This is a genomic window from Pseudomonas fildesensis (assembly GCF_001050345.1).
Taxonomy (GTDB): domain Bacteria; phylum Pseudomonadota; class Gammaproteobacteria; order Pseudomonadales; family Pseudomonadaceae; genus Aquipseudomonas; species Aquipseudomonas fildesensis.
This window is the reverse complement of record NZ_LFMW01000012.1, coordinates 165,695-188,217: the sequence shown is the minus strand read 5'-3', so window position 1 is coordinate 188,217 and position 22,523 is coordinate 165,695. Positions and strand designations below refer to the sequence as shown.

The window sequence follows — 22,523 nt, the reverse complement described above, 5'->3', positions numbered from 1 at the left end:
GATGAGCGGTAGGAAAACGCCTGTACGCAGCGTTATACGGGCTGTGTAAGCCGTTCCGGGCGCGACCAGATCCACAGGTTGCCCAGGCTCATCCCGGCAATCGCCAGGTAGATCGGCCAGCCATGATCGAGCATCACCAGCATCAAAATGGCGCACAGCAACATGCTCACGGTTGCGCTGACTTTGGCGCGGCGCGCAATGATTTTGCCATTGCGCCAATTGGACAGGATCGGCCCGAACAGCCGGTGATTTTCCAGCCAGGCACTGAGGCGCGGTGAGCTTTTGGTAGCGGCCCAGGCGGCCAGCAGGATGAATTCGGTGGTAGGCAAACCCGGCACGACAATCGCCACCAGCCCGATGCCCAGGCTGACGTAGGCCAGCAGGCCGAAGAGCAACTGTGCGATTTTTGAGGTGGATTGGGTTGTGCCGGTCATTTACGTGGAGTTTTCAGATAGGTGATAACTGTAGGCGCGAGCTTGCTCGCGAAGGTCGTAAACGATAACGCGCCCTTCCTGGATGAACGCGGTGTCTGAACGTTTTTCGCGAGCAAGCTCACTCTTACGGTAACAACGTGGGTCAGGCCAGTTCGGGGGCGCTAGCGTACGCCTGTTCCAGCAACACGGTGAAGCGCACAAACGCATCAACCGCGCCTTTTTCCACGTCTGCTTCTTCTTCGGCACTGAATTCCAGGCTGTCGAGGGTACGGGTGAAGCTCTTCCAGCCTTCAGCGCGACCACCGGCCGGTTCGCCGAGGTGGCGGGCGCCGAAGGTATCGCTCAGGCCCAGGCCCACGGCGCGCTTGATAAGGAAGGCAGCGCCCAGCTTGGAACCCTCGGAGACGAACAGCCAGCCCAGGGCTTCGGCCTTGCTCGGGCTCTTCACGGCGCCCGCGACCGGTGCCGGGACTTCAGTGTCCAGGTCGCCGAGGTCCAGCTTGGCGGCGTCGGCGCGGCAGCGTTCGGCCAGGTCGGGGACGATCTTGATCAATTCGGCATCGTTGTACAGGGCCACCAGTTCCGACTGGAACAAGTACTGCGCCACCACGAAACGGGCGAAGTTGGCCTGGGTTTCGAACGGGGCGTGGGCCTTGACCAGTGCGTCGAGCTTGGTGTGAGGCTCGTTTGTGATCTGGTTCAGGCGCTGGGAGCGCAGGCCTGGGCGTTCTGCGGTAGGAGAAACGGTCATCGAAAAGGTCCTTGAGAAGGGAAGCGCCTGGGTGCCCTAAAGAGAGCTGTTATCAACTAGACGAACAAGAAGACGCGGCACAGTAAAAAATCCTCACCTCGCCGGTGATTAAATCCGGCGGGGCGAGGTGGGTGGTATCAGATGTCCCAGATCACGTTGATCGCAAAATTGCGGCCGGGCTGGGTCAGGCGGTCGAGGTTGGCCGGACCGGTCACTGCGGCTTCGCCGACGCTGTCGTAGCTGCGCACGTCGTCCCAGTTCCAGTATTTCTTGTCGGTCAGGTTGTAGAGGCCGCCGTTGATGGTTACATCGTGGGTGACCTTGTAGAACGCGGTCAGGTCGAGGATGCCGAAGCCTGGGGTCTTGAACGGGCCGTCGGTGCTGCCGTCGGGCGCGTGGAAGGTCGTGCTGTCGACGCGATCCTGTTTCTTCACCAGGGTCCAGCTCAGCAGGCCGCCGTAGTTGTCCTGGTCGTAACCCAGGCCGAATACGCCCTTGAGCGGGTTGACGCTGTTCAGCGGCTCGCCGTTGTCGTCGTTACGGCCATAGGCGTAGGAAATCGATCCTTGGGTGTACAGGCCCTGAGGGGCGCCGAACGCATCCAGGTTCAGACGACCTTTGGCTTCTGCACCCTTGATGGTGGCGCGCTTGATGTTGACGGCCCTGAACTGTTCGACGGTGCCGCCGACCACAGCGTTGTCTTCGTCGATAAAGTCGCGGTACTTGTTATAGAACACGGCGATGTCGAAGGAGCCCTCGTCGAAGTTGCCGCGAATCCCGGTTTCGATGCCTTTGCTGGTTTCTGGCTTGAGGTCGGGGTTTGGCTCGACGGTGTAGCCCAGGTTGAGGTTTTCAAAACGTCCGTACAACGCTTTGGCTGACGGGGTACGGAAACCCTCGGCGTATTGGCCGAACAACGTGTATTGATCGGTCAGCGCATACGTCAGGCCGAACTTGGGCGTGACACGGTGCCAGGTTTTTTCTTTGTCGCTCACCGGGTCCGTGCCCGTGGGGTTTACGGTATTGAGGAACTCCTGGGTCAGCTTGGGTTTGAGCTGGGTGTAGTCGTAGCGCACGGCGGGCAGGAAGGTCCATTTGTTCCAGGTGATCTGGTCCTGCGCGAACAGTGAATAGGTGTTGATGGTCGGGTCAGGGAAGTCGCTGGACTTCTTCACACTGTCGGTGGCTATTGGGCTGGGCGCGCCGATGGCGGTGCAGCCGCTGCCGACGGCAAGGCACGTGGCGGTGCCTTCGCGCGAGCCGGTGACTTTCTGTTGCTTGAGGGTGGTGCCGTAGGTCACTTGGTGATCGGTCTCGGCGAGGCTGAACGCTTTGTCCAACTGTGCGTCGAAAATCCACTGTTTTTCCTGGTAAAGCGTATCGCGGGTACGCAAGACACGACGGCCAGACTGATAGATCTCGGCCGTGGTCTGATCAGTCTTGGCGATCTGGTAATTGAGGCTGGTCTTGATGCGGTCGGCAATGGGTGACTCAAGCGCAAAGGTGTTTTCCAGGCCAAAACGTTCACGGGTGATGGTGTCGTTACCCCGGCGGTCACGGTAGAGGTTGAAGCCTCGGCCGCCAATGAACGGGCCGCCCACCGCGTTCTTCAGGTTGACGTCGCGATCATCCTTGTACTTCTCGTACGTCAGGCCCAGGCGGTTGTCATCGCCATAGTTCCAGCCGAGTTTCGCCAGAATGTTGGTGGTGCGCGCCTCTTCTGGGTTGGCGCCGGTGCGGGCCAGGCCGGTGGCGTTGTTGCCGTCGTAGGATTCGGTTTCATGGCCGTTGCGCTGGCTCAGGTGCAGCAAGCCGTCGAAGTCCTGTACACGGCCGGCGACGGTGCCGGAGGTCAGCCAGCTTTCGTCGGCGGAGCTGTAGCCGGTTTTCAGGCGGGCGCCGAAGTCCTGGCCGGGCTTGATGATGTCGTCCGGGTCGAGGGTGAAGTAGCTCACCGCGCCGCCAATGGCGCTGCTGCCGTACAGGGCCGAGGCCGGGCCACGGAGGATTTCCACGCGCTTGACGATTTCCGGGTCGACGTAATTGCGACGGGTCTTGGCGTAGGGGCCGTTAAAGAAGTTGTCCGGCACTTCCACACCGTCCACCTGAGTGAGGATACGGTCGCCGTCGATGCCGCGAATGTTGAAACCTGCGTTACCGGCACGGGTGCCTGCGCCGCCCACCGAGACACCGGGCTCATAGCGCACCAGTTCGCGGATATTGTTGACGTTCTGGCGGTCCAGTTCCTCGCGGTCGTGCACGCTGACGGTGCTCGGTACGCTGGTCACGTCCTGCTCATTGCGGGTGGCGCTGATGGTCACCTGTTGCAGGTTGAGGGTGCTGCCGGCCGCGCGCTTTTCAAGGACGATGTTGTTATTGCCCAGTTTGCGGTAGCTCAGGTTGGTCCCCACCAACAAGCGGTCCAGGGCTTTTTCCGGCGACAGTGCACCACGTACTCCAGGAGACGACACACCCTGGCCCAACTCGGCCGGCAGGCCGACTTGCCAGCCGGTCACGGCGGTAAAGGCATTGAGTGCCGACACCAGTGGCTGTTGCTCGATGCTGAAACTGTAATTGCCCTGGCTGCGCGGCGCAGGTTCGGCGGCGGTGGCGCTCAGTACGGGCGCGCCGGCCAACAGGATGGCGGCGGTCAGCAAGGACAGCACGGGCGAAGAGGACCGGCGGTTGAAACGAGAGGACATCGAGAGCGCTCCGGAGGTACGAATCTTATAGTTGCGAACCGATTCAAATAGGAATCAGTTGCATTGGCTAAGACGAGACGTACCAGCGTTGGCTATCGAGTAAAAATAATTCTCATTTAGTTCAAGATCACCAGTGCCGGGTATTCAGAAAGCTTGGCCGAGGTGATGTGGGCCAATGAGCGCACCACGTCCAAGGGTTGGTCGAGGCGGTAATTGCCGGTGACGGCGACGCTGGCGAGCTGGTCATTGGTGTTGACGATCCAGCCCGGGTAATACCTGCGCAGCTCGGCGAGCACTTCGCTCATCGGGCAGTTTTCGAAAATCAGCCGGCCCTGCACCCAGGCTAGGTCCTTGGTGGCATCCAGCTTGGCGGGTTGGCCGAAACCCTTGGGACCGATGCGGATGCTTTCACCGGCGCTCAGGCGCACGCGGGCATCGTCGAACGTGTTGCTCAGGTCGACATCGCCGCGTTGCACTTGCACCTGGGCTTCACCGTTGAGGTAGCGCACGGCGAATGCGGTGTCGCGTACGCTGGCGCGTACAGGGCCGGCGTCGATTTCCAGTGGCAGGCCACGGTTGGGCACCACTTCGAAAAACGCTTCGCCCTGATACAGGCGGGCGATGCGTTGGTGGTCCTTGATGCTGCTGGAAAACGCCGAGTTGGTGTTCAGCAAGACTTGCGAGCCATCGTCCAATTGCAGGCGCTGGCGTTCGCCGACCACGGTGAGGTGGTCGGCCTGCAGACGCACGGGCAGGTTGCTGAAGCTGAACAGCCCCAGCAGCAGGACGGCGGCGGTGGTCAAGGGTTTCCAATGCGGTTTGATACGGCGCCAGGCGCTGGGCTTGCGCGGCGCGGCCAGGGCCACAGCGGCGCTGTGCACCGGCGCGCCACCCCAGGCGGCCTGGGCTTTGCCGAAGGCATGGACGTGCGCCGGGTCGCTGGCCAGCCAGGCCTCGAACTCGGCCTGCTGCCCAGGCTGCGGGCACTGCAAGGCGATCAGCCAGTCGAGGGCTTGGTCCATCGCCGTGTCTTGCAACACCTCATGAGCCAGCTCATGGGGGCGCAGTTTATTGGGGTCCGTCACGGTGTGCCTCGGGTCTTCGCCACGTTCTATTCATCTTTCCTACAGCGAGGATCGACATCTCTGTCGGGTGAAGCTTAAGGCCGATCCAGCCTTTCGGCCACACCTACACAGATGGCCATGATCAATTTCAGTTCCTTTTGCACCGTGCTCAAGGACACTTCCAACTGATCGGCAATCTCCTGGTAGCTGCAACCGTGCAGGCGGCTGAGGATGAAAATCTGCTGCTGGCGGGCGCTCAACTGACCGAGGCTGACGCTCAGGTGCTCAAGCAAGCGCTCGGCCTGAATGGCGTCTTCGGGCGTGCTGATGGGGGCGGCGACGCTTTGCAGCACGTCCAGCGGAACATCTTCCTGCAGCGTGCGGGCCTGAATCCGACGCGAACGCAGGTGATCCAGCGCGAGGTTGCGCGCGGTTTGATAAACAAAAGGTTCGAGGTGATCGATGGGCCGCTCGGTCAAGGCCCGGGTGACGCGCAGGTAAGTTTCCTGCAACAGGTCCTCGGCAGTGCTGTGGTTATTCACCATCCGCTGCAAGGTGCGTAGCAGAATCACCCGTTGGGTGAGAAAGACTTGGTTGAAGCGAGATTGGCTCACAGTGATACCAGACCGGTTTGCAGTTAATGATAATGCTTATCATCAACTCAAATGGCAAGTGGCACGATCGTTCCCACGCTCTGCGTGGGAATGAATCCTGTGACGCTCCGCGTCACGATCTTGAGACCGGGACGCAGAGCGTCCAGTACAGGGCTGCATTCCCACGCAGAGCGTGGGAACGATCCCCTGGCCGAGCATTACTCGGCGTTGCACAGCGCCAGGCAGTTATCCAGCATCCGGTTGGAGAACCCCCACTCGTTGTCGTACCAGGCCAGCACTTTCAGCAGTTTGCCGCTGACTTTGGTGTGGTTGGCATCGAAGATCGACGACAGCGGGTTGTGGTTGAAGTCGCTGGAAACCAGAGGCAGGGTGTTGTAGCCAAGAATTTTCGAGTGCTGGCTGGCTTCTTTCAGCAGTGCGTTGACTTCCTCTGCCGTCGCTTCTTTTTTCAGCAGCACGGTGAGGTCGACCAGCGACACATTGATCACCGGCACCCGCACGGCCATGCCGGTCAGCTTGCCCGCCAATTCCGGCAGCACCAGGCCAACCGCTTCAGCGGCGCCGGTCTTGCTCGGGATCATGTTCTGGGTGGCCGAACGCGCGCGGTACGGGTCGGTGTGATAAACGTCAGTCAGGTTCTGGTCATTGGTGTAGGCATGAATAGTGGTCATCAAGCCGCTTTCGATGCCCAGTTCGCGGTGCAGCACCTGGGCGACCGGCGCCAGGCAGTTGGTGGTGCACGACGCGTTGGAGATGATCTGGTGCGATTGACGCAAAATGTCATGGTTTACCCCGTAGACCACGGTGGCGTCTGCGCCTTTGGCCGGGGCCGAGATGATCACCTTGCGCGCGCCGGCGGTAATATGGGCGGCAGCCTTGTCACGGTCGGTGAACAGACCGGTGCATTCGAACACCACGTCGATCTTGTGGGCAGCCCACGGCAGGTCGGCCGGGTTGCGAATGGCGCTGACGGCGATCCGGTCACCATTCACGGTCAGGCTTTCCTGATCGTGAGCGACCTCTGCATCGAAAGTACCGTGGACGGTGTCGTATTTGAGCAGGTGGGCGTTGATCGAGCTGTCGCCCAAATCATTGATGGCGACGATCTGCAAATCCTGGCGATAGCCTTGGGTATACAGTGCGCGCAGGACATTACGGCCGATACGGCCAAAACCATTGATTGCGATACGAAGAGTCATTGGAAAGTGCCTGTCGTCGATTTGTTGTAAGAATTACAAGATTATTCGCATAAAAATAGAAAACAAGCCTTTTTAGTGGCAATATTTTGTTCAATCTACAACGAGTGACCTGAATCAACTGGTCCGATGATTCAAGCGACTCCCTGCCATCCCATGAGCAGCGGGCGTTTGATCAGCATAGGAACGAGGGTCGCCACATCCGTTAGCCTGGAGTTCTATACATGCATCCCCGCGTACTTGAGGTCACCGAACGGCTTATCGCCCGTAGCCGAGCAACCCGTGAGGCTTACCTTGCGCTCATTCGCGGCGCTGCCAGCGACGGTCCGATGCGCGGCAAGCTGCAATGCGCCAACTTTGCCCACGGCGTGGCCGGTTGTGGCACCGAAGACAAAAACAGCCTGCGCATGATGAACGCCGCCAACGTGGCAATTGTTTCTTCATATAACGACATGCTCTCGGCGCATCAGCCGTACGAACATTTCCCTGAACAGATCAAGAAAGCCCTGCGCGAAGTCGGCTCGGTCGGCCAGTTCGCCGGCGGCACCCCCGCCATGTGCGACGGCGTGACCCAGGGCGAGCCCGGCATGGAACTGAGCCTGCTCAGCCGTGAAGTCATCGCCATGTCCACGGCGGTAGCGCTGTCCCACAACATGTTCGACGGCGCGCTGATGCTGGGCATCTGCGACAAGATCGTCCCCGGCCTGATGATGGGCGCCCTGCGCTACGGTCATCTGCCGATGGTCTTCGTACCGGGCGGGCCGATGCCGTCGGGCATCTCCAACAAGCAGAAGGCCGACGTGCGCCAGCGCTACGCCGAAGGCAAGGCCACCCGTGAAGAACTGCTGGAATCGGAGATGAAGTCCTACCACAGCCCCGGTACCTGCACCTTCTATGGCACCGCCAACACCAACCAGCTGTTGATGGAAGTGATGGGCCTGCACTTGCCGGGCGCCTCGTTCGTCAACCCGTACACGCCGCTGCGTGACGCGCTGACTCGAGAAGCCGCACACCAGGTCACGCGCCTGACCAAGGCTAACGGCAACTTCACGCCGATTGGCGAGATCGTCGACGAGAAATCCCTGGTCAACTCGATCGTTGCCCTCAACGCCACCGGCGGCTCGACCAACCACACCCTGCACATGCCGGCCATCGCCATGTCGGCGGGCATCATCCTCACCTGGCAAGACATGGCCGACCTCTCCGAAGTGGTGCCGACCCTGTCCCACGTGTATCCAAACGGCAAGGCCGACATCAACCACTTCCAGGCTGCGGGCGGCATGTCGTTCCTGATCCGCGAACTGCTCGAAGCCGGTCTGCTCCACGAAGACGTCAACACCGTGGCCGGCAAGGGCCTGAGCCGCTACACCCAGGAACCGTTCCTGGTCGACGGCGAACTGGTCTGGCGCGACGGCCCTATCGAAAGCCTCGACGAAACCATCCTGCGCCCCGTGGCCCGTGCGTTCTCGCCGGAAGGCGGCTTGCGCGTGATGGAAGGCAACCTCGGCCGTGGCGTGATGAAGGTGTCCGCTGTGGCGCCGGAGCACCAGATCGTCGAAGCGCCGGCGGTGGTGTTCCAGGACCAACAGGACCTGGCCGATGCGTTCAAGGCCGGCCAACTGGAAAAAGACTTTGTTGCGGTGATGCGCTTCCAGGGGCCGCGCTCCAACGGCATGCCGGAACTGCACAAGATGACCCCGTTCCTCGGCGTGTTGCAGGACCGTGGCTTCAAAGTGGCGTTGGTGACAGACGGGCGTATGTCCGGCGCGTCGGGTAAAATCCCCGCTGCGATTCATGTCAACCCCGAAGCCCAGAGCGGTGGGCCGCTGGCACGGGTACAGGATGGCGATATCATTCGCGTCGATGGCGTGAAGGGCACCCTGGAGCTTAAGGTGGACGCCGAAGAATTTGCAGCGCGCACGCCTGCCACGGGCCTGTTGGGCAATAACGTGGGGGCCGGTCGCGAGCTGTTTGCATTTATGCGCTTGGCCGCAAGCTCCGCAGAGCAAGGCGCCAGCGCCTTTACCTCTGCCTTGGAGACGCTTAAGTGAAGCTAGCGCTGGTCGGTGATATCGGGGGTACCAACGCCCGTTTTGCGTTGTGGCGGGATCAGGAACTGCATTCGATTCGGGTGCACGCCACGGCGGATCACAAAAGCCCTGAGGACGCGATCAAGGTCTATCTGAAGGAAGAAGGCCTGGCAATCGGCGACATCGGTGCGGTGTGCCTTTCTGTAGCGGGGCCGGTGAGTGGGGATGAATTTAAATTCACCAACAATCACTGGCGCCTGAGCAAGACTGCGTTTTGCCAGACCTTGCAGGTGGATGAGCTGCTGCTGGTGAATGACTTCTCGGCCATGGCCCTGGGCATGACCCGCCTGCAGCCCGACGAATTTCGCGTGGTCTGCGAAGGCACGCCGGAGCCGTTGCGCCCGGCGGTGGTGATCGGCCCGGGCACTGGCCTGGGTGTCGGCACGTTGCTGGACCTCGGCGCCGGCCGTTGGGCGGCGTTGCCGGGGGAGGGCGGGCATGTCGACCTGCCCCTGAGCAGCCCGCGGGAAACCCAGCTGTGGCAGCACATCTACACCGAGATCGGCCACGTCAGCGCCGAAACCGCCTTGAGCGGTGGCGGTTTGCCGCGTTTGTACCGGGCGATTTGTGCGGTCGACGGGCACGCCCCGGTGCTGGACACGCCCGAAGCCATCACGGCAGCGGGCCTGGCCGGCGACCCGGTGGCGATGGAAGTGCTGGACCAGTTCAGCATCTGGCTGGGCCGGGTAGCCGGTAACAATGTACTGACCACCGGTGGACGCGGTGGCGTGTATATCGTGGGCGGTGTTATACCGAGGTTTGCCGACTTCTTTATCAACAGTGGCTTCGCCAAAAGCTTCAGTGACAAAGGCTGCATGAGCGACTACTTCAAAGGCATTCCGGTGTGGTTGGTGACCGCGCCGTATTCCGGATTGACCGGGGCGGGTGTGGCGCTTGAACAGGCTTTTGCGTAGGCAGTAATGGCGCCATCGCGAGCAAGCCCGCTCCCACATTTGGAATGCGTTCCAAATGTGGGAGCGGGCTTGCTCGCGATGGCGCCTTTAAGAGCAACCAATGACTTAAGCTTGGCCATAACAACAAGGAGGACCCCGTGAGCGTAATCAGTAAATCGATTCTCCTTGTCGATGACGACCAGGAAATCCGCGAATTGCTGCAAACCTACCTCAGTCGCGCCGGTTTCCAGGTGCGTGGCGTGCCGGATGGCGCGGGGTTCCGCCAGGCGATGAACGAGGCGCCGTGTGACTTGGTCATCCTTGATGTGATGTTGCCGGACGAAGACGGTTTCAGCCTTTGCCGCTGGATCCGCCAGCACCCGCGCCAGGCGCAGGTACCGATCATCATGCTCACCGCCAGTTCCGACGAAGCCGACCGCGTGATCGGCCTGGAGCTGGGCGCCGATGACTACATCGGCAAGCCCTTCAGCCCCCGCGAGCTGCAAGCGCGGATCAAGGCGTTGTTGCGCCGCTGCCAGTTCGGCCAGGAACGCAGCGGCAACGGCGACGTGCTGGTGTTCGATGAATGGCGCCTGGACATGATCAGCCACCGGCTGTTCCACGTTGACGGCGAAGAGGTGATTCTCTCGGGCGCCGACTTTGCCCTGCTCAAGCTGTTTCTCGATCACCCCCAGCAGATCCTCGACCGCGACACCATCGGCAACGCCACCCGTGGCCGCGACCTGATGCCGCTGGACCGTATCGTCGACATGGCCGTCAGCCGCCTGCGCCAACGCCTGCGCGATACCGAAAAACCCCCGAGGCTGATCCGCACCGTGCGCGGCAGCGGTTATCAACTGGCAGCCAGCGTGGTTGCCGGCAATGCCCACTGAACACCTGACGGAACGCCATCGCCGCTTCCCGGTACCGCGCTCGTTGCTCGGGCGCATGCTGCTGCTGACCCTGCTGGCGGTGTTGTTTGCCCAGGCGCTGTCCAGCGTGATCTGGGTGTCGCAACTGCGCGCTACCCAACTCGAAGGCCTGGTCACCAGCGCCCGAAGCCTGGCGCATTCGATGACCGCCAGCGTGAGTTACTTTCGCTCACTGCCGGTGGCGTATCGCCCGTTGGTCCTCGACCAGTTGCGCAGCATGGGCGGCACTCGGTTTGTGGTGACCCTCAATGACCGCCCGCTGGACATGGCGATACTGCCGCAGACCCCGCGCAAGCAGGCGGTGCTGGAGGCGGTCGATGAAGTGCTGCGCCAGACCCTGGGCGCCGACGTGCATATCTCGGTGGAATTTGTCAGCGCCGAAGACCTGCGCATCTTCAATGCCGGGCTGAAGCTCGATGAACTGCCACGCTCCTGGGCGCATTACGCACTGACGCTGGAACCGGTGAACCCGCCGGTACTGGTCACCCAGATCCAACTGGCTCCTGGCGAATGGCTGTACATCGCCTCGCTGTTGCCCGAGCCCTACACCAGCCTCGAAGAACAGGGCCTGCCGTCCCAGCAGGTGTGGTTCATTGTGTTGACCAGCGGCTTTTTGCTGTTGTTTATCGGCTTGCTGGTGCACTGGCAAAGCCGGCCGCTCAAGCGCCTTGCGCGGGCGGCGCGGGACATGTCCCTGGGCGCGGATGTGGAGCCGGTGGCCGAAGGCGGCGGCAGTGAAGTGGTCGAAGTGGGCCGCGCGTTCAACGCCATGCGCGAACGTATCAGCCGCTACCTCACCGAGCGCAGCCAGTTGTTCAGTGCGATTTCCCACGACCTGCGCACACCGATTACCCGCCTGCGCCTGCGCGTGGAATTGCTCGAAGACGAAAATCTGCAAACCAAATTCGGCCGCGACCTGGATGAACTGGAGTTGCTGGTCAAAGGCGCGCTGCAATGCGTGAAAGACACCGATATCCACGAAAACATCGAACCGGTGGATTTAAACCACGTACTCGACTGCCTGGTGGAGCCGTACCTGGCGCCCAACGGCAACGGCCGCGTGACGCAACACGGGCGCGCGCTGACGACCTATCCGGGCAAGCCGCTGGCGCTCAAGCGCTGCATCGGCAACCTGATCGACAACGCCTTGAAGTATGGGCAGAACGCGCATCTGCATATCGAGGACGATGGCGCCGAGTTCATCCTGCATGTGGATGACGAAGGGCCGGGCGTACCGGAACAGCGCCTGGAACAAGTCTTCGAACCGCACTTCCGCCTCGCCGGCCAGCAGCAGGGCTACGGCCTGGGCCTGGGGATTGCGCGCAACATTGCCCACAGCCATGGCGGTGAAGTGAGTTTGCAGAATTTGCGCGAGGGTGGGTTGCGGGTGACCTTGCAGCTACCCCGAACCCTGGACTAAAGAACACCGAGGATCAAATGTGGGAGGGGCGGTGCGACGATTCGACTTGCTCCCGATAGCAGCGTGTCAGTCAGCATATTTTTAGCTGATCCACCGCTATCGGGAGCAAGTCGAATCGTCGCACCGCCCCTCCCACATTTTGATTCCCCGTGTGTCAGACGCTTTGGCGTAGACGCGCCAGGTCTCTTAAGGGCGGTGCCCCAAACAACCGGCTGTACTCCCGGCTAAACTGCGACGGGCTTTCATACCCCACCCGATACCCCGCCGCCGACGCTTCCAGCCCTTCGGCGATCATCAACCGTCGCGCCTCCTGCAAGCGCAGTTGCTTCTGGTATTGCAGCGGGCTCATGGCGGTGATCGCCTTGAAGCGGTGGTGCAGGGTCGAGACGCTCAGGTTGACTTCCTTGGCCAGGTCGTCGATGCGCAGCGGCTGTTCGTAGTTGCTGTTCAGCCACTTGATCGCCTGGCTGACCCGATGGCTCTGACTGTTGGCCACGGCGATTTCATACAGCCGATAGCCCTGCGGGCCACGCAACAAACGGTAAAGAATTTCGCGATTGATCAACGGTGCCAGCATTGCCACGTCTTTGGGCGTGTCGAGCAAGCGCGTCAGGCGCAGCACGGCGTCGAGCAGTTGGGTGTCGATGCGGTCGACATACATCCCGCGGGAGGTTGGGCGCGACGGCACACCCATCGGCCCGGCCTCTGCGATCAGCGCGGTGAGCTGTGCCGGGTCGATGTTGATCCTGATCGACAGGTTGGGGTCCTCCGGCGTGGCATCGATGATCCGCCCGGCCACCGGCATCGACACCGAAAACACCAGGTAATTGAGCGGGTCATAGGCAAACACTTCATCCGCCAGGCGCACTTCCTTGCGGCCATGGGCCAGGATGCACAGGGCGGGCTCCACCAGCACCGGCATGAAATCCCGTGGCGTGTTGTGGCGGTTGAGGAACAGCGAGGTGATCGCCGTACCGTAGGAACCCTCTTCCCAGGTATGGCGGCAGACAATACTGGCCAGTTCGGCGCGCTGCTTTTCCATATCAGCATCAAGGGGCATGGCGTGTTGTTCGGGCGACGACATGGAGCGTCCTCTGAATGCTTTTACGATGGGCTCAGCTTAGTGGCGGTGTTTCAAACAGTGTTATGTCGATTCTGCTCAATCCTTGCCTGATCCTGCGACACGTTGCGAATCAGGCAAGCGTAGGGGCTGTCATCTGCCTGAAACACGGCGATTGCGCATGGAATAAAACCTGCGAGCCAAACGTCCTATCTACGCTTTTCGCAGGATTGTGCAATAAGCCTGCAGGAATCGACTAACCAGGCCCACAGCGGCGCCGTTATCTTTGATCCTGTGGCAACACGCCCTCACAGTGCTTGCCGAGCATCACTTCTCAACGGGAGAGTCGAACATGTCCACCCCCATTCCCGCGAGCCATATGGCCTTCATCCGCGCCCGCACCGGGTGCAGCACCGAACTCGGTGCACGCTTGAGCAGTTTGATCGAACCGGGCCGCGAGGCTCAGGGTTGCCTGCAATTCTCGTTGCAGCATTCCCAGTCGGACCCCGATGTATGGCTGGTCTCGGGTTTCTGGAGCAGCGAGCAGGCGATGAGTGCCTACTTCAATTCGCCTGCCCTGATGATCTTCACCGAGCTGTTGAACGATAGGGTCGTTCGTAGCATGGACTTCCAGACCTTCACCGATGCGTCCGCCGTCAATGCTTACGGCGAGTACCTGCAACTGGCGGGTTAGTGCTTTAGAATGGCCGCCTTTCCCATTGGCCAGGACCTGCAACATGGCACGTAAAGAGTTTGCCCACCACGAAGCCGTTTCCGCCCTGGTGCGTGAAGATGAGGGTGGCTACAGCGCCGCCATCGCCGTCAAGGCACTGGATGGTATGGGCGCACCGCGCTTTCACAAGATCCTTGATGGACAGACCTTCAAGACCGCCGATGACGCTGACGATGCGGCTGCCCAGCAACTGGGGCGGTTGGTTGACGTCGACGAAGAAGGCCAACTCACCTGGGCAACTGCCGCAAACTAACGAACGCCGCCCCTCCCACATTTGACTGTATTTCCAGTCAGGGCTTTGTGGCGCCCGGGCGATACATTTTGAACAGCGCCTCCGGCCCCACCTGGAAATAATCCGCCGGGCCACCGCCGCGCAAAATCGGCTCGGCGGCGGCGGTGTCGTAGACCCCATCCTTGAGCAGCCACTTGGCAATGTGCACCGCGACCACCTCGCCCAGCACCAGCCAGCTTGGCACTAACTGCTTGTCGGCGCGCTGCAACTGGATGATCTGCGTCACCTTGCACTCGAACGACACCGGGCTCTCACCCACCCGCGGTACGCCGACGATCTTCGAGGCCACCGGCGTCAGGCCGGACAACTCGAACTCATTCACCTCTGGTGAGACGGCGGCACAACTCTGGTTCATCTGCTCGGCCAACGGACGGGTGGCCAGGTTCCACACAAACTCGCCGGTCTGTTCAATGTTGTTCAGGCTGTCTTTGCGCCCGACGCTGGAAAACCCAATGATCGGCGGAATGTAGTTGAACGCATTGAAGAAACTGTAGGGCGCCAGGTTCAGGCGGCCCTCGTTGTCGTGTGACGAAATCCAGCCGATCGGCCGTGGGCCAACAATGGCATTGAACGGGTCGTGTGGCAGGCCGTGGCCGTTGGCGGGTTCGTAGAAGTGGATATCGTCAGACATGGGCCGGGGTTCCTGCTGCGGGTGGCGGGGAGGCAGTCATAGTGCAATCCATGACAGCGAATTTCCATCAGCCTATGGAATTTTCATTCAACGCCCACCTATTTTTCACAGCGCCCCGTTCAGTCTGCGCGCAAGGTCGACACCCCCTATAAGTCGGCCCATTGACAGACTGAGCTTCGGAGCCTTCCCACCCTATGAACAAACTTCCTCAGATCACCCTGGCGTTCTGGGTCATGAAAATCTGCGCAACCACCCTGGGCGAAACCGCCGGTGACTTGCTGTCGATGACCCTGAATGTCGGTTACGCCATCAGCTCGATGATCCTGATCAGCGTGTTCCTGGTCACCCTGGTGACGCAACTCTGGTCGAAAACCTACAACCCGGTGCTGTACTGGATCGTGATCCTGTCCACCAGCACCGCCGGCACCACGATGTCGGACTTCATGGACCGCACCCTGGGCCTTGGGTACGCCGCGGGGTCGATGATCCTGATCGTGATCCTGATGATCATCTTTGCGCTGTGGCACCTCAGCGGTGACTCGCTGAACGTGAACAAGGTGCAGACCTTCCGGGGCGAGCTGTTCTACTGGATGGCGATTCTGTTCTCCAACACTCTGGGCACCGCCTTGGGCGACTTCCTGGCGGATGATTCGGGGCTCGGTTTCGCCGGTGGGGCGCTGTTGATCGGCTCGACCATTGCGGTCGTGGTGGCCCTCAAATACTTCACCCAAATCTCCTCGGTGCTGTTGTTCTGGGTGGCGTTTGTGTTGACCCGGCCGTTTGGCGCGACCCTGGGCGATTTCCTGACTAAACCCCATGAAAAGGGCGGGCTGGATTTCGGCACTATCGGCTCGTCGGCGGTGTTGGCGGCGGTACTGGTGCTGATGATTGCCGGGGCGTCGTATGCGCAGCGGCGGTATGGGCGTCAGGCGGCCGCAGAGCTGTCCTGATCCCGATGAAAAAAGGGGCTGTGTCATTTACTGACACAGCCCCTTTTTTTGTGGCTGGCGAACCGTTAGTCCGTAGTAATCCGTGAATGCTTGCGGGTGTCTTTCATGGTCACGTAGACCACCAGCGACACCGCAATACATGCGGTCACATACCAGTAGTAGCCGGTTTCCATGCCGATGCTCTTGAACCACAGCGCGATGTATTCAGCGGTGCCGCCGAAGATCGACACGGTCAAGGCATACGGCAGGCCGACGCCCAGCGCACGGATTTCAGTCGGGAACAGTTCAGCCTTTACCACTGCGTTGATCGAGGTGTAGCCACTGACGATGATCAGCGCCGCCATGATCAGGAAGAACGCGCCCCACCAGCTCTGGACCGTGTGCAGGGTGGTGAGGATAGGCACGGTGAACAGGGTGCCGAGGACGCCGAAGGCGATCAGGATTGGCCGGCGGCCGACCTTGTCCGACAGCCCGCCGACGAGGGGTTGCAGGCACATGAACAGAAACAGCGTCGCCGCCGAGATGGTGGTGGAGTCGGAGATGCTCATGCCGACTGTGTTCACCAGGTATTTCTGCATGTAGGTGGTGTAGGTGTAGAAGGCCAGGGTGCCGCCCATGGTCAGGCCGACCACGGTCATCAGTTCCTTGGGGTGACGCATCAAGGTGCGCATTGCGCTTTCCTTGGCTTTTTCCTTCTTGGTGAACGACTCGGTTTCTTCCATGCCGCGACGCAGGTACAGCGCGACCACTGCGCACAGGGCGCCGATGGCGAACGGGATACGCCAGCCCCAGTCGTACAGTTGCTCGGTGGTGAGGGTCTGTTGCAGCACGATCAGCACCGCCAGCGCGATGAGCTGGCCGGAGATCAGGGTCACGTACTGGAAGCTGGAGAAGAAACCGCGACGCTCCTTGGTCGCCATTTCACTCAGGTAAGTGGCCGAGGTGCCGTATTCGCCACCGACCGACAAGCCTTGCAGCAGACGGGCGAACACCAGCAGGATCGGTGCGCCGACGCCGATGGTTTCATAACCCGGGCTCAGGGCGATGACCAGCGAGCCGAAGCACATCAGCAGTACCGAGGCCATCAACGCGGCCTTGCGACCTTTGCGGTCTGCGTACAGGCCCATCAACCAGCCGCCGATCGGGCGCATCAGGAAGCCCACGGCGAAGATCGCGGCGGTGTTGAGCAGTTGTGCGGTGGTGTCGCCTTTCGGGAAAAAGGCTTTGGCGAAGTACAGCGAGAAGGCGGCGTAGACGTACCAGTCGTACCACTCGACCATGTTGCCGACTGATCCGCTGAAGATCGATTTGATCCGGCTGGAGGTGGTGCGTACCTGCGCAGGCGCAGCCGCCGACCCCAGAGGCAAGGTGTTGGAGTTATCCATTGAAGGATCCTTCATCTAATTGTTTTTGTGGAGCGTGCTCAAGCACAGCCTGGTTGGGGCTATAGCAGGAGCTGTGCCAGTTAGATGAAGGCCCGGAATAGAAGGGTTACAACTTTTTTTTGAGCGGAAAGTCGCTGACGATATGAAGGCCGTGAGCGGAAATCCGCCTACGCTGACCTTGATCGTTCCCACGCTCCGCGTGGTAATGCAGCCCTGGACGCTCTGCGTCTGCTTTTAAAAGCGTGACGCGGAGCGTCACAGAATTCATTCCCACGCAGAGCGTGGGAACGATCGGGTTAGAGGAATGTGTCGCGGGCCAACCCATGGCGCTGCATCTTTTCATTAAAGGTGCGTCTGGGCAGTTGCAGCTCCGCGAGCACCGCCTTGATATCGCCTTTGTGCCGGGTCAACGCGGCTTTCAGGCAATGCGCCTCGAACGCCTCCTGTTGCGCCGCCAACGATTGCCCGGCTTCGATGCCTTCCGGCTCCGACTCGCCAAGGCCCAGCACCTGGCGCTCGGCGACGTTGGCCAGTTCGCGCACATTGCCCGGCCAGTCGTGGCTGAGCAGGCGTCCCAACTGTGCGCCGCTCAGCGGTTCAACGCTGCGGCCCAAACGCTCGGCGGCGCTGTGGGCAAAGTGATCGAACAGCAACGGAATATCTTCGCGGCGCTCGCGCAGGGGCGGCAGGCGCAGTTGCGCGACGTTCAGCCGATACGCCAGGTCTTCACGAAAACGCCCGGCGCGGGCCTCTTCCAAAAGGTCCGGCTTGGTGGCGGCGATGATGCGCAAGTCCACATGAATGCTCTGATTGGAGCCGAGCCGTTCCAGCTTCTGCTCCTGCAACACCCGCAACAGTTTCACCTGCTGGGCCAGCGGCATGCTTTCGATTTCATCCAGGAACAAGGTGCCGCCGTGGGCGTATTCCAGCTTGCCGATGCGCTTGCCCTGGGCGCCGGTAAAGGCGCCGCTTTCATGGCCGAACAGCTCGGCTTCAAATAGCTGCTCGGGGATCGCGGCGCAGTTGAGCGCCACAAAAGGCTTTTTCGCCCGTGGTCCGAAATCATGCAGGCAACGGGCGACCAGCTCCTTGCCACTGCCGGTCTCGCCACGGATCAGCACGTTGACCGGCAACGTCGCCAGGTCCAGCACCTGGCGCCGCAGGTTTTGCAGGCCACGAGACACGCCCAGCAAGCTGGACTCCAGCTGCATCCGATGGTCGGCCTGTTGGTGCAGGCGGCGGTTTTCCAGGATCAGCCCGCGCTTGTCGAGGGCTCGGCGCAGGCTGTTGAGCAGGGCCTCCGGGCTGAAGGGTTTTTCGAGGAAGTCGTAGGCGCCGTCGCGCATGGCTTCGACGGCCATCGGCACATCGCCGTGGCCGGTGAGCAGGATCACCGGCAAATCGGCATCGCGCCGCTGCACTTCGGCGAGCAGCTCCAGGCCGCTGAGCCCGGGCATGCGCACGTCGCTCAAGATCACGCCGGGGAAGTCCTTGGGCAGGTGCGTCAGGCATTCCTCGGCGCGGCTGAACAGCTGCACCGCAAACCCCGACAGGCTCAACCATTGCTCGACGGCCGTGCGAATGCTTGCTTCGTCATCGACCACAATCACCGCGTTCAACATAGGTCGGGCGTCTCCAGCGCGATAGGCAGGGTCAGGGTAAATACCGCGCCGTCGCCACGGTTGCCGGCGATCAGGCGTCCGCCCAATTCGTGCACGATAGCGTAGGACACCGCCAGCCCCAAGCCGAGGCCGTCACCCACCGGCTTGGTGGTGAAGAAAGGGTCGAAGACGCTGTTCAAGTGTTCATCGGCAATGCCGCCGCCGCTGTCGCTGACGGTCAGTTGCCACAGTTGTTCGTCGGCATGCAGGCGGATTTCCAGGCGTTTGCGCGGCTTGTCGGCCATGGCGTCGAGGGCGTTGCGCAGCAAGTTGATCAGTACCTGTTCCAGGCGAATGGCATCGCCGCGTACCCAGGCAGGGCGGGTCAGGTCCAGCACGGTGCCGATGGCTTCATCACGCAACCGCGCGTCGAGCAGGTGCAGCGACTGGTCGACCACCGTGGCCAGGTCCAGGCGTTCGCGCAGGCCGCTGGGGCTTTTGCGGGCGAAGGTCTTGAGGTGGCCGGTCAGCGCGGCCATGCGTGTGAGCATGTCGTCCAGCGGCGTGAGCGCCTTGTAGGCGTCGTCCACGCGGCCGTGGTCCAGCAACAGCCGCAGGGTGGCCAGTTGCATACGTTGGGCGGTCAGCGGCTGGTTGATCTCATGGGCGAGGGCGGCGGACATCTGCCCCAGCGCCGCCAGCTTGGCCGATTGCACCAGGCCGTCCTGAGCGGTGCGCAGCGCCTGGGTACGCTCCTCCACAAGCTGTTCGAGCTCTTCGCGGCTGCGCTGACGCAAGCGGGCCAGGCGCCAGCGCTGGGTCAGGAACAGCACCAGGAACACCAGCGCCAGCCAGGAACCGGCAGCGGCGAGACCGGCGTTGCGTTGGTCTTCAAAGGCGAACTGGGGTTTGCGCAGCAGGTGCAGGGTCCAGCCCTCGGCTTTCAGCGGCAGGGATTCCCAGATGTAGTTGGCGTTGCCGTCGGGGCCATTGACGCGCATCAAATGGCTGTTTTCGTCGAAGCGCTGCAAGGGCAGGGTGTCCAGCGATTGCAGTTGTTTCTTGTCGTATTGGCGGGTGGCCTTGAGTTCGGCCAGGTCGCTGGCCGACAACGGCCGCAGGTTGCGATAACGCCAGCCCGGCTGATTGGCGATAAACACGATGCCGCGCGCGTCACTGACCAGCAGCAGGTCATTGCCCTGGGCCCACTCGCGCTCCAGTTCGGGGAACTCCAGTTTGACCACCATGGCGCCGAGGAACTGCTCATGTTCATCGACCACCGCGCTGGAAAGGAAGTAACCCGGTATGCCCGTGGTCACCCCCACCGCATAAAAGCGCCCGGTGCCCTGGCTCAGCGTCTGGCTGAAATACGGCCGAAAAGCGTAGTTGTGCCCGACGTAACTGCTGGGCAGGTTCCAGTTGCTGGCTGCCACGGCCAGGCCGGTGCGGTCCATCAGTTCCAGGGTTGAAGACTGCGCGGCGCCGTTGATGCGCTCCAGCTTGCGGTTGAGCACGTCCTGGGTGGCGGCATCCAGCGGGCCTTTCAACGCGCTGATCATCTCTGAGTCCAGGGCCAGCACGGCGGGCAGGGCGCGGTAGCGTTCGATCAGGGTGTGCAGTGAGTTGGCATACAGCGCCAACTGCTGATTGGCGCGAGCGGCGTCGTCCACCAGCACCTGGCGTTCGGCATGGCGCGTGGCCAAGGCGGCGGCCAGCACCGCACCGGCGATGATCAATAGTGAGTAGAAGGTCAGGCGCAGGGGGCGAGGGATCACGATCATACGGTGATGAGCAGGCGCAGTAAGGGGGAGCACCATACCATGTGCGGCTTGGATCTTGTGGCGAGCGGGCTTCCTGTGGAGGGCGGGCTTGCTGTGCACTTCAGGAAGCCCGCTTGCCACAAGGGAATCAGCAGGCAATAAAAAGGCGACTGGGCTTATCGCCTCAGTCGCCTTTTTATTTCAGTCAGAGGTGCTTACTGCACTTCTACCGCCAGGCTTTCACTGATCTTTTTCTGCCAGATGGCAGGACCGGTGATGTGGACGGATTCGCCCTTGCTGTCCACCGCCACGGTGACCGGCATGTCTTTCACGTCGAACTCGTAGATCGCTTCCATGCCCAGTTCGGCGAAGGCCACCACGCGCGACTTCTTGATGGCCTGCGCCACCAGGTAGGCGGCGCCGCCCACGGCCATCAGGTACACGGCTTTGTGGTCCTTGATCGCTTCGATCGCAGTCGGGCCGCGCTCGGATTTGCCGATCATGCCCAAAAGGCCGGTTTGCTCGAGGATCTGACGGGTGAACTTGTCCATCCGCGTCGCGGTGGTCGGGCCCGCAGGGCCAACCACTTCTTCGCGCACCGGATCAACCGGGCCGACGTAGTAGATGAAGCGACCCTTGAGGTCCACCGGCAGGGTTTCGCCCTTGTTCAGCATCTCGACCATACGCTTGTGCGCAGCATCGCGGCCGGTGAGCATCTTGCCGTTGAGCAACACGGTTTCGCCCGGCTTCCAGCTTTGTACGTCTTCCGGAGTCAGGGTGTCGAGGTTGACGCGGCGGGCCGACGGGCCGGCTTCCCAGACGATTTCCGGGTAGGCGTCCAGCGATGGCGCTTCCAGCGACGCCGGGCCCGAACCGTCGAGCACAAAGTGCGCGTGACGGGTGGCGGCGCAGTTGGGGATCATGCACACCGGCAGTGAAGCGGCGTGGGTCGGGTAGTCCATGATCTTCACGTCGAGCACGGTGGTCAGGCCACCCAGGCCCTGGGCGCCGATGCCCAGTTGGTTGACCTTTTCGAACAACTCCAGGCGCATCTCTTCGATACGGTTGGAGGGGCCGCGCTTTTTCAGCTCGTGGATGTCGATGGATTCCATCAACACTTCCTTGGCCATCACTGCGGCTTTCTCGGCGGTGCCGCCGATACCGATGCCGAGCATGCCCGGTGGGCACCAGCCGGCGCCCATGGTCGGAACGGTCTTGAGCACCCAGTCGACGATCGAGTCGGACGGGTTGAGCATGGCCATTTTCGACTTGTTCTCGGAACCGCCGCCCTTGGCCGCCACGTCCACTTCCACGGTGTTACCCGGGACGATGGAGTAGTGGATCACGGCCGGGGTGTTGTCCTTGGTGTTTTTACGCGCGCCTGCCGGGTCGGCAAGGATCGACGCGCGCAGGACGTTTTCCGGCAGGTTGTAAGCCTGGCGCACGCCTTGGTTGATCATGTCGTCCAGGCCCATGGTGGCGCCATCCCAGCGTACATCCATGCCCACGCGCACGAACACGGTAACGATACCGGTGTCCTGGCAGATCGGGCGGTGGCCGGTGGCGCACATGCGCGAGTTGATCAAAATTTGAGCGATTGAGTCACGAGCTGCTGGCGATTCTTCGCGCAGGTAGGCTTCGTGCATCGCCTGGATGAAGTCAACGGGGTGGTAATAGGAAATGAATTGCAGGGCGTCTGCAACGCTCTGAATCAGGTCGTCTTGCTTGATCACGGTCATGAGTCGCGCTCCTCTATAAGGGAACATTCAATAAAGGTGGCTTCAGTGGTGTGCATCGGTCGGCTGAAACCACCTTCCACAGGCACGCCGTATGGTGCTGGCGCGACGCTAAAAAGGCGCGGCAGTATAACCCGACGCGGTGGCCGATACACCCGACTATGGTCATGATTGCCTCGCCCCATTCACCGTAGGCGCTAGGGGGACGCCCAGTTCTTGCTCGCGAAAAAACGTGAATCTGGTGGGTTTCGTCAGGCAGCTCGCGTTATCGTTAGCAAC

General features: G+C 61.4%; 19 protein-coding genes. 7 read left to right on the top strand and 12 right to left on the bottom strand.

What is annotated here, in order from left to right:
* Positions 1 to 32: 32 nt before the first annotated feature.
* The 6 genes from ACR52_RS18050 to gap all read right to left on the bottom strand — a co-directional run bounded on the left by ACR52_RS18050 (position 33) and on the right by gap (position 6,764).
* Positions 33 to 434, bottom strand: a complete 402-nt coding sequence (locus ACR52_RS18050; RefSeq protein WP_048727173.1) for a YbaN family protein — start codon at positions 432 to 434, stop codon at positions 33 to 35.
* A gap of 142 nt (positions 435 to 576) precedes the next feature.
* Entirely contained in the window at positions 577 to 1,185 is a 609-nt protein-coding gene (locus ACR52_RS18045; RefSeq protein ID WP_048727172.1) for a biliverdin-producing heme oxygenase, read from the bottom strand.
* Positions 1,186 to 1,322: 137 nt separating this feature from the next.
* Positions 1,323 to 3,887, bottom strand: a complete 2,565-nt coding sequence (locus ACR52_RS18040; protein WP_048727170.1) for a TonB-dependent receptor — start codon at positions 3,885 to 3,887, stop codon at positions 1,323 to 1,325.
* A gap of 116 nt (positions 3,888 to 4,003) precedes the next feature.
* Positions 4,004 to 4,972: a FecR family protein gene (locus ACR52_RS18035; RefSeq protein WP_048727168.1), complete on the bottom strand. Its 969-nt coding sequence runs from the start codon at positions 4,970 to 4,972 to the stop codon at positions 4,004 to 4,006.
* Between the two features lie 74 nt (positions 4,973 to 5,046).
* The gene (locus tag ACR52_RS18030; RefSeq protein WP_048727167.1) at positions 5,047 to 5,565 is read right to left on the bottom strand and encodes an RNA polymerase sigma factor; all 519 of its coding nucleotides are present in this window, start codon (positions 5,563 to 5,565) and stop codon (positions 5,047 to 5,049) included.
* Between the two features lie 197 nt (positions 5,566 to 5,762).
* Positions 5,763 to 6,764: a type I glyceraldehyde-3-phosphate dehydrogenase gene (gap, locus tag ACR52_RS18025; protein WP_048727164.1), complete on the bottom strand. Its 1,002-nt coding sequence runs from the start codon at positions 6,762 to 6,764 to the stop codon at positions 5,763 to 5,765.
* A gap of 221 nt (positions 6,765 to 6,985) precedes the next feature.
* On the opposite strand from gap, the gene edd reads away from it, so the two are divergent.
* The 4 genes from edd (at position 6,986) to ACR52_RS18005 (ending at position 12,096) form a co-directional block, all read left to right on the top strand.
* On the top strand, positions 6,986 to 8,812 hold the full coding sequence (edd, locus tag ACR52_RS18020) for a phosphogluconate dehydratase (protein WP_048727161.1): 1,827 nt from the start codon (positions 6,986 to 6,988) through the stop codon (positions 8,810 to 8,812).
* The gene (locus tag ACR52_RS18015) at positions 8,809 to 9,765 is read left to right on the top strand and encodes a glucokinase (protein WP_048727158.1); all 957 of its coding nucleotides are present in this window, start codon (positions 8,809 to 8,811) and stop codon (positions 9,763 to 9,765) included. The genes edd and ACR52_RS18015 overlap by 4 nt, the downstream gene beginning before the upstream one ends.
* Before the next feature lie 137 nt (positions 9,766 to 9,902).
* On the top strand, positions 9,903 to 10,637 hold the full coding sequence (locus ACR52_RS18010) for a response regulator (RefSeq protein ID WP_024077192.1): 735 nt from the start codon (positions 9,903 to 9,905) through the stop codon (positions 10,635 to 10,637).
* A complete protein-coding gene (locus ACR52_RS18005) occupies positions 10,627 to 12,096 on the top strand; it encodes an ATP-binding protein (protein WP_048727154.1) in 1,470 nt (489 codons plus the stop codon). The genes ACR52_RS18010 and ACR52_RS18005 overlap by 11 nt, the downstream gene beginning before the upstream one ends.
* A gap of 154 nt (positions 12,097 to 12,250) precedes the next feature.
* Here ACR52_RS18005 and ACR52_RS18000 read toward each other — a convergent pair whose 3' ends face one another.
* Positions 12,251 to 13,180: an AraC family transcriptional regulator gene (locus ACR52_RS18000; RefSeq protein WP_048727152.1), complete on the bottom strand. Its 930-nt coding sequence runs from the start codon at positions 13,178 to 13,180 to the stop codon at positions 12,251 to 12,253.
* A 328-nt stretch (positions 13,181 to 13,508) separates the two neighbouring features.
* On the opposite strand from ACR52_RS18000, the gene ACR52_RS17995 reads away from it, so the two are divergent.
* Together ACR52_RS17995 and ACR52_RS17990 are read left to right on the top strand one after the other, a co-directional pair.
* The gene (locus ACR52_RS17995; RefSeq protein ID WP_048727150.1) at positions 13,509 to 13,850 is read left to right on the top strand and encodes an antibiotic biosynthesis monooxygenase family protein; all 342 of its coding nucleotides are present in this window, start codon (positions 13,509 to 13,511) and stop codon (positions 13,848 to 13,850) included.
* Between the two features lie 43 nt (positions 13,851 to 13,893).
* Complete coding sequence (locus ACR52_RS17990; RefSeq protein WP_048727149.1) at positions 13,894 to 14,142, top strand: hypothetical protein; 249 nt, start codon at positions 13,894 to 13,896, stop codon at positions 14,140 to 14,142.
* Between the two features lie 37 nt (positions 14,143 to 14,179).
* On the opposite strand, the gene ACR52_RS17985 is transcribed toward ACR52_RS17990, so the two are convergent.
* Positions 14,180 to 14,812 (bottom strand): flavin reductase family protein, encoded by a 633-nt coding sequence (locus ACR52_RS17985; RefSeq protein WP_048727147.1) that lies wholly within the window; start codon positions 14,810 to 14,812, stop codon positions 14,180 to 14,182.
* A gap of 194 nt (positions 14,813 to 15,006) precedes the next feature.
* Between ACR52_RS17985 and ACR52_RS17980 the strand changes: the two genes are divergently transcribed.
* Entirely contained in the window at positions 15,007 to 15,762 is a 756-nt protein-coding gene (locus tag ACR52_RS17980) for a COG4705 family protein (protein WP_048727144.1), read from the top strand.
* Positions 15,763 to 15,827: 65 nt separating this feature from the next.
* Here the strand turns inward: ACR52_RS17980 and ACR52_RS17975 are convergent, their stop codons facing one another.
* From ACR52_RS17975 to ACR52_RS17960, 4 genes are all read right to left on the bottom strand, one after another.
* Complete coding sequence (locus ACR52_RS17975; RefSeq protein WP_048727142.1) at positions 15,828 to 17,147, bottom strand: MFS transporter; 1,320 nt, start codon at positions 17,145 to 17,147, stop codon at positions 15,828 to 15,830.
* A gap of 296 nt (positions 17,148 to 17,443) precedes the next feature.
* On the bottom strand, positions 17,444 to 18,769 hold the full coding sequence (locus ACR52_RS17970) for a sigma-54-dependent transcriptional regulator (protein ID WP_048727139.1): 1,326 nt from the start codon (positions 18,767 to 18,769) through the stop codon (positions 17,444 to 17,446).
* Positions 18,763 to 20,529 carry an ATP-binding protein gene (locus ACR52_RS17965; RefSeq protein WP_048727137.1) on the bottom strand — a complete coding sequence of 589 codons (1,767 nt, stop codon included), beginning with the start codon at positions 20,527 to 20,529 and terminating at the stop codon, positions 18,763 to 18,765. Before ACR52_RS17965 ends, ACR52_RS17970 begins: the two co-directional genes overlap by 7 nt.
* Positions 20,530 to 20,723: 194 nt before the next feature.
* Positions 20,724 to 22,247, bottom strand: a complete 1,524-nt coding sequence (locus ACR52_RS17960; protein ID WP_048727135.1) for a fumarate hydratase — start codon at positions 22,245 to 22,247, stop codon at positions 20,724 to 20,726.
* Positions 22,248 to 22,523 lie beyond the last annotated feature (276 nt).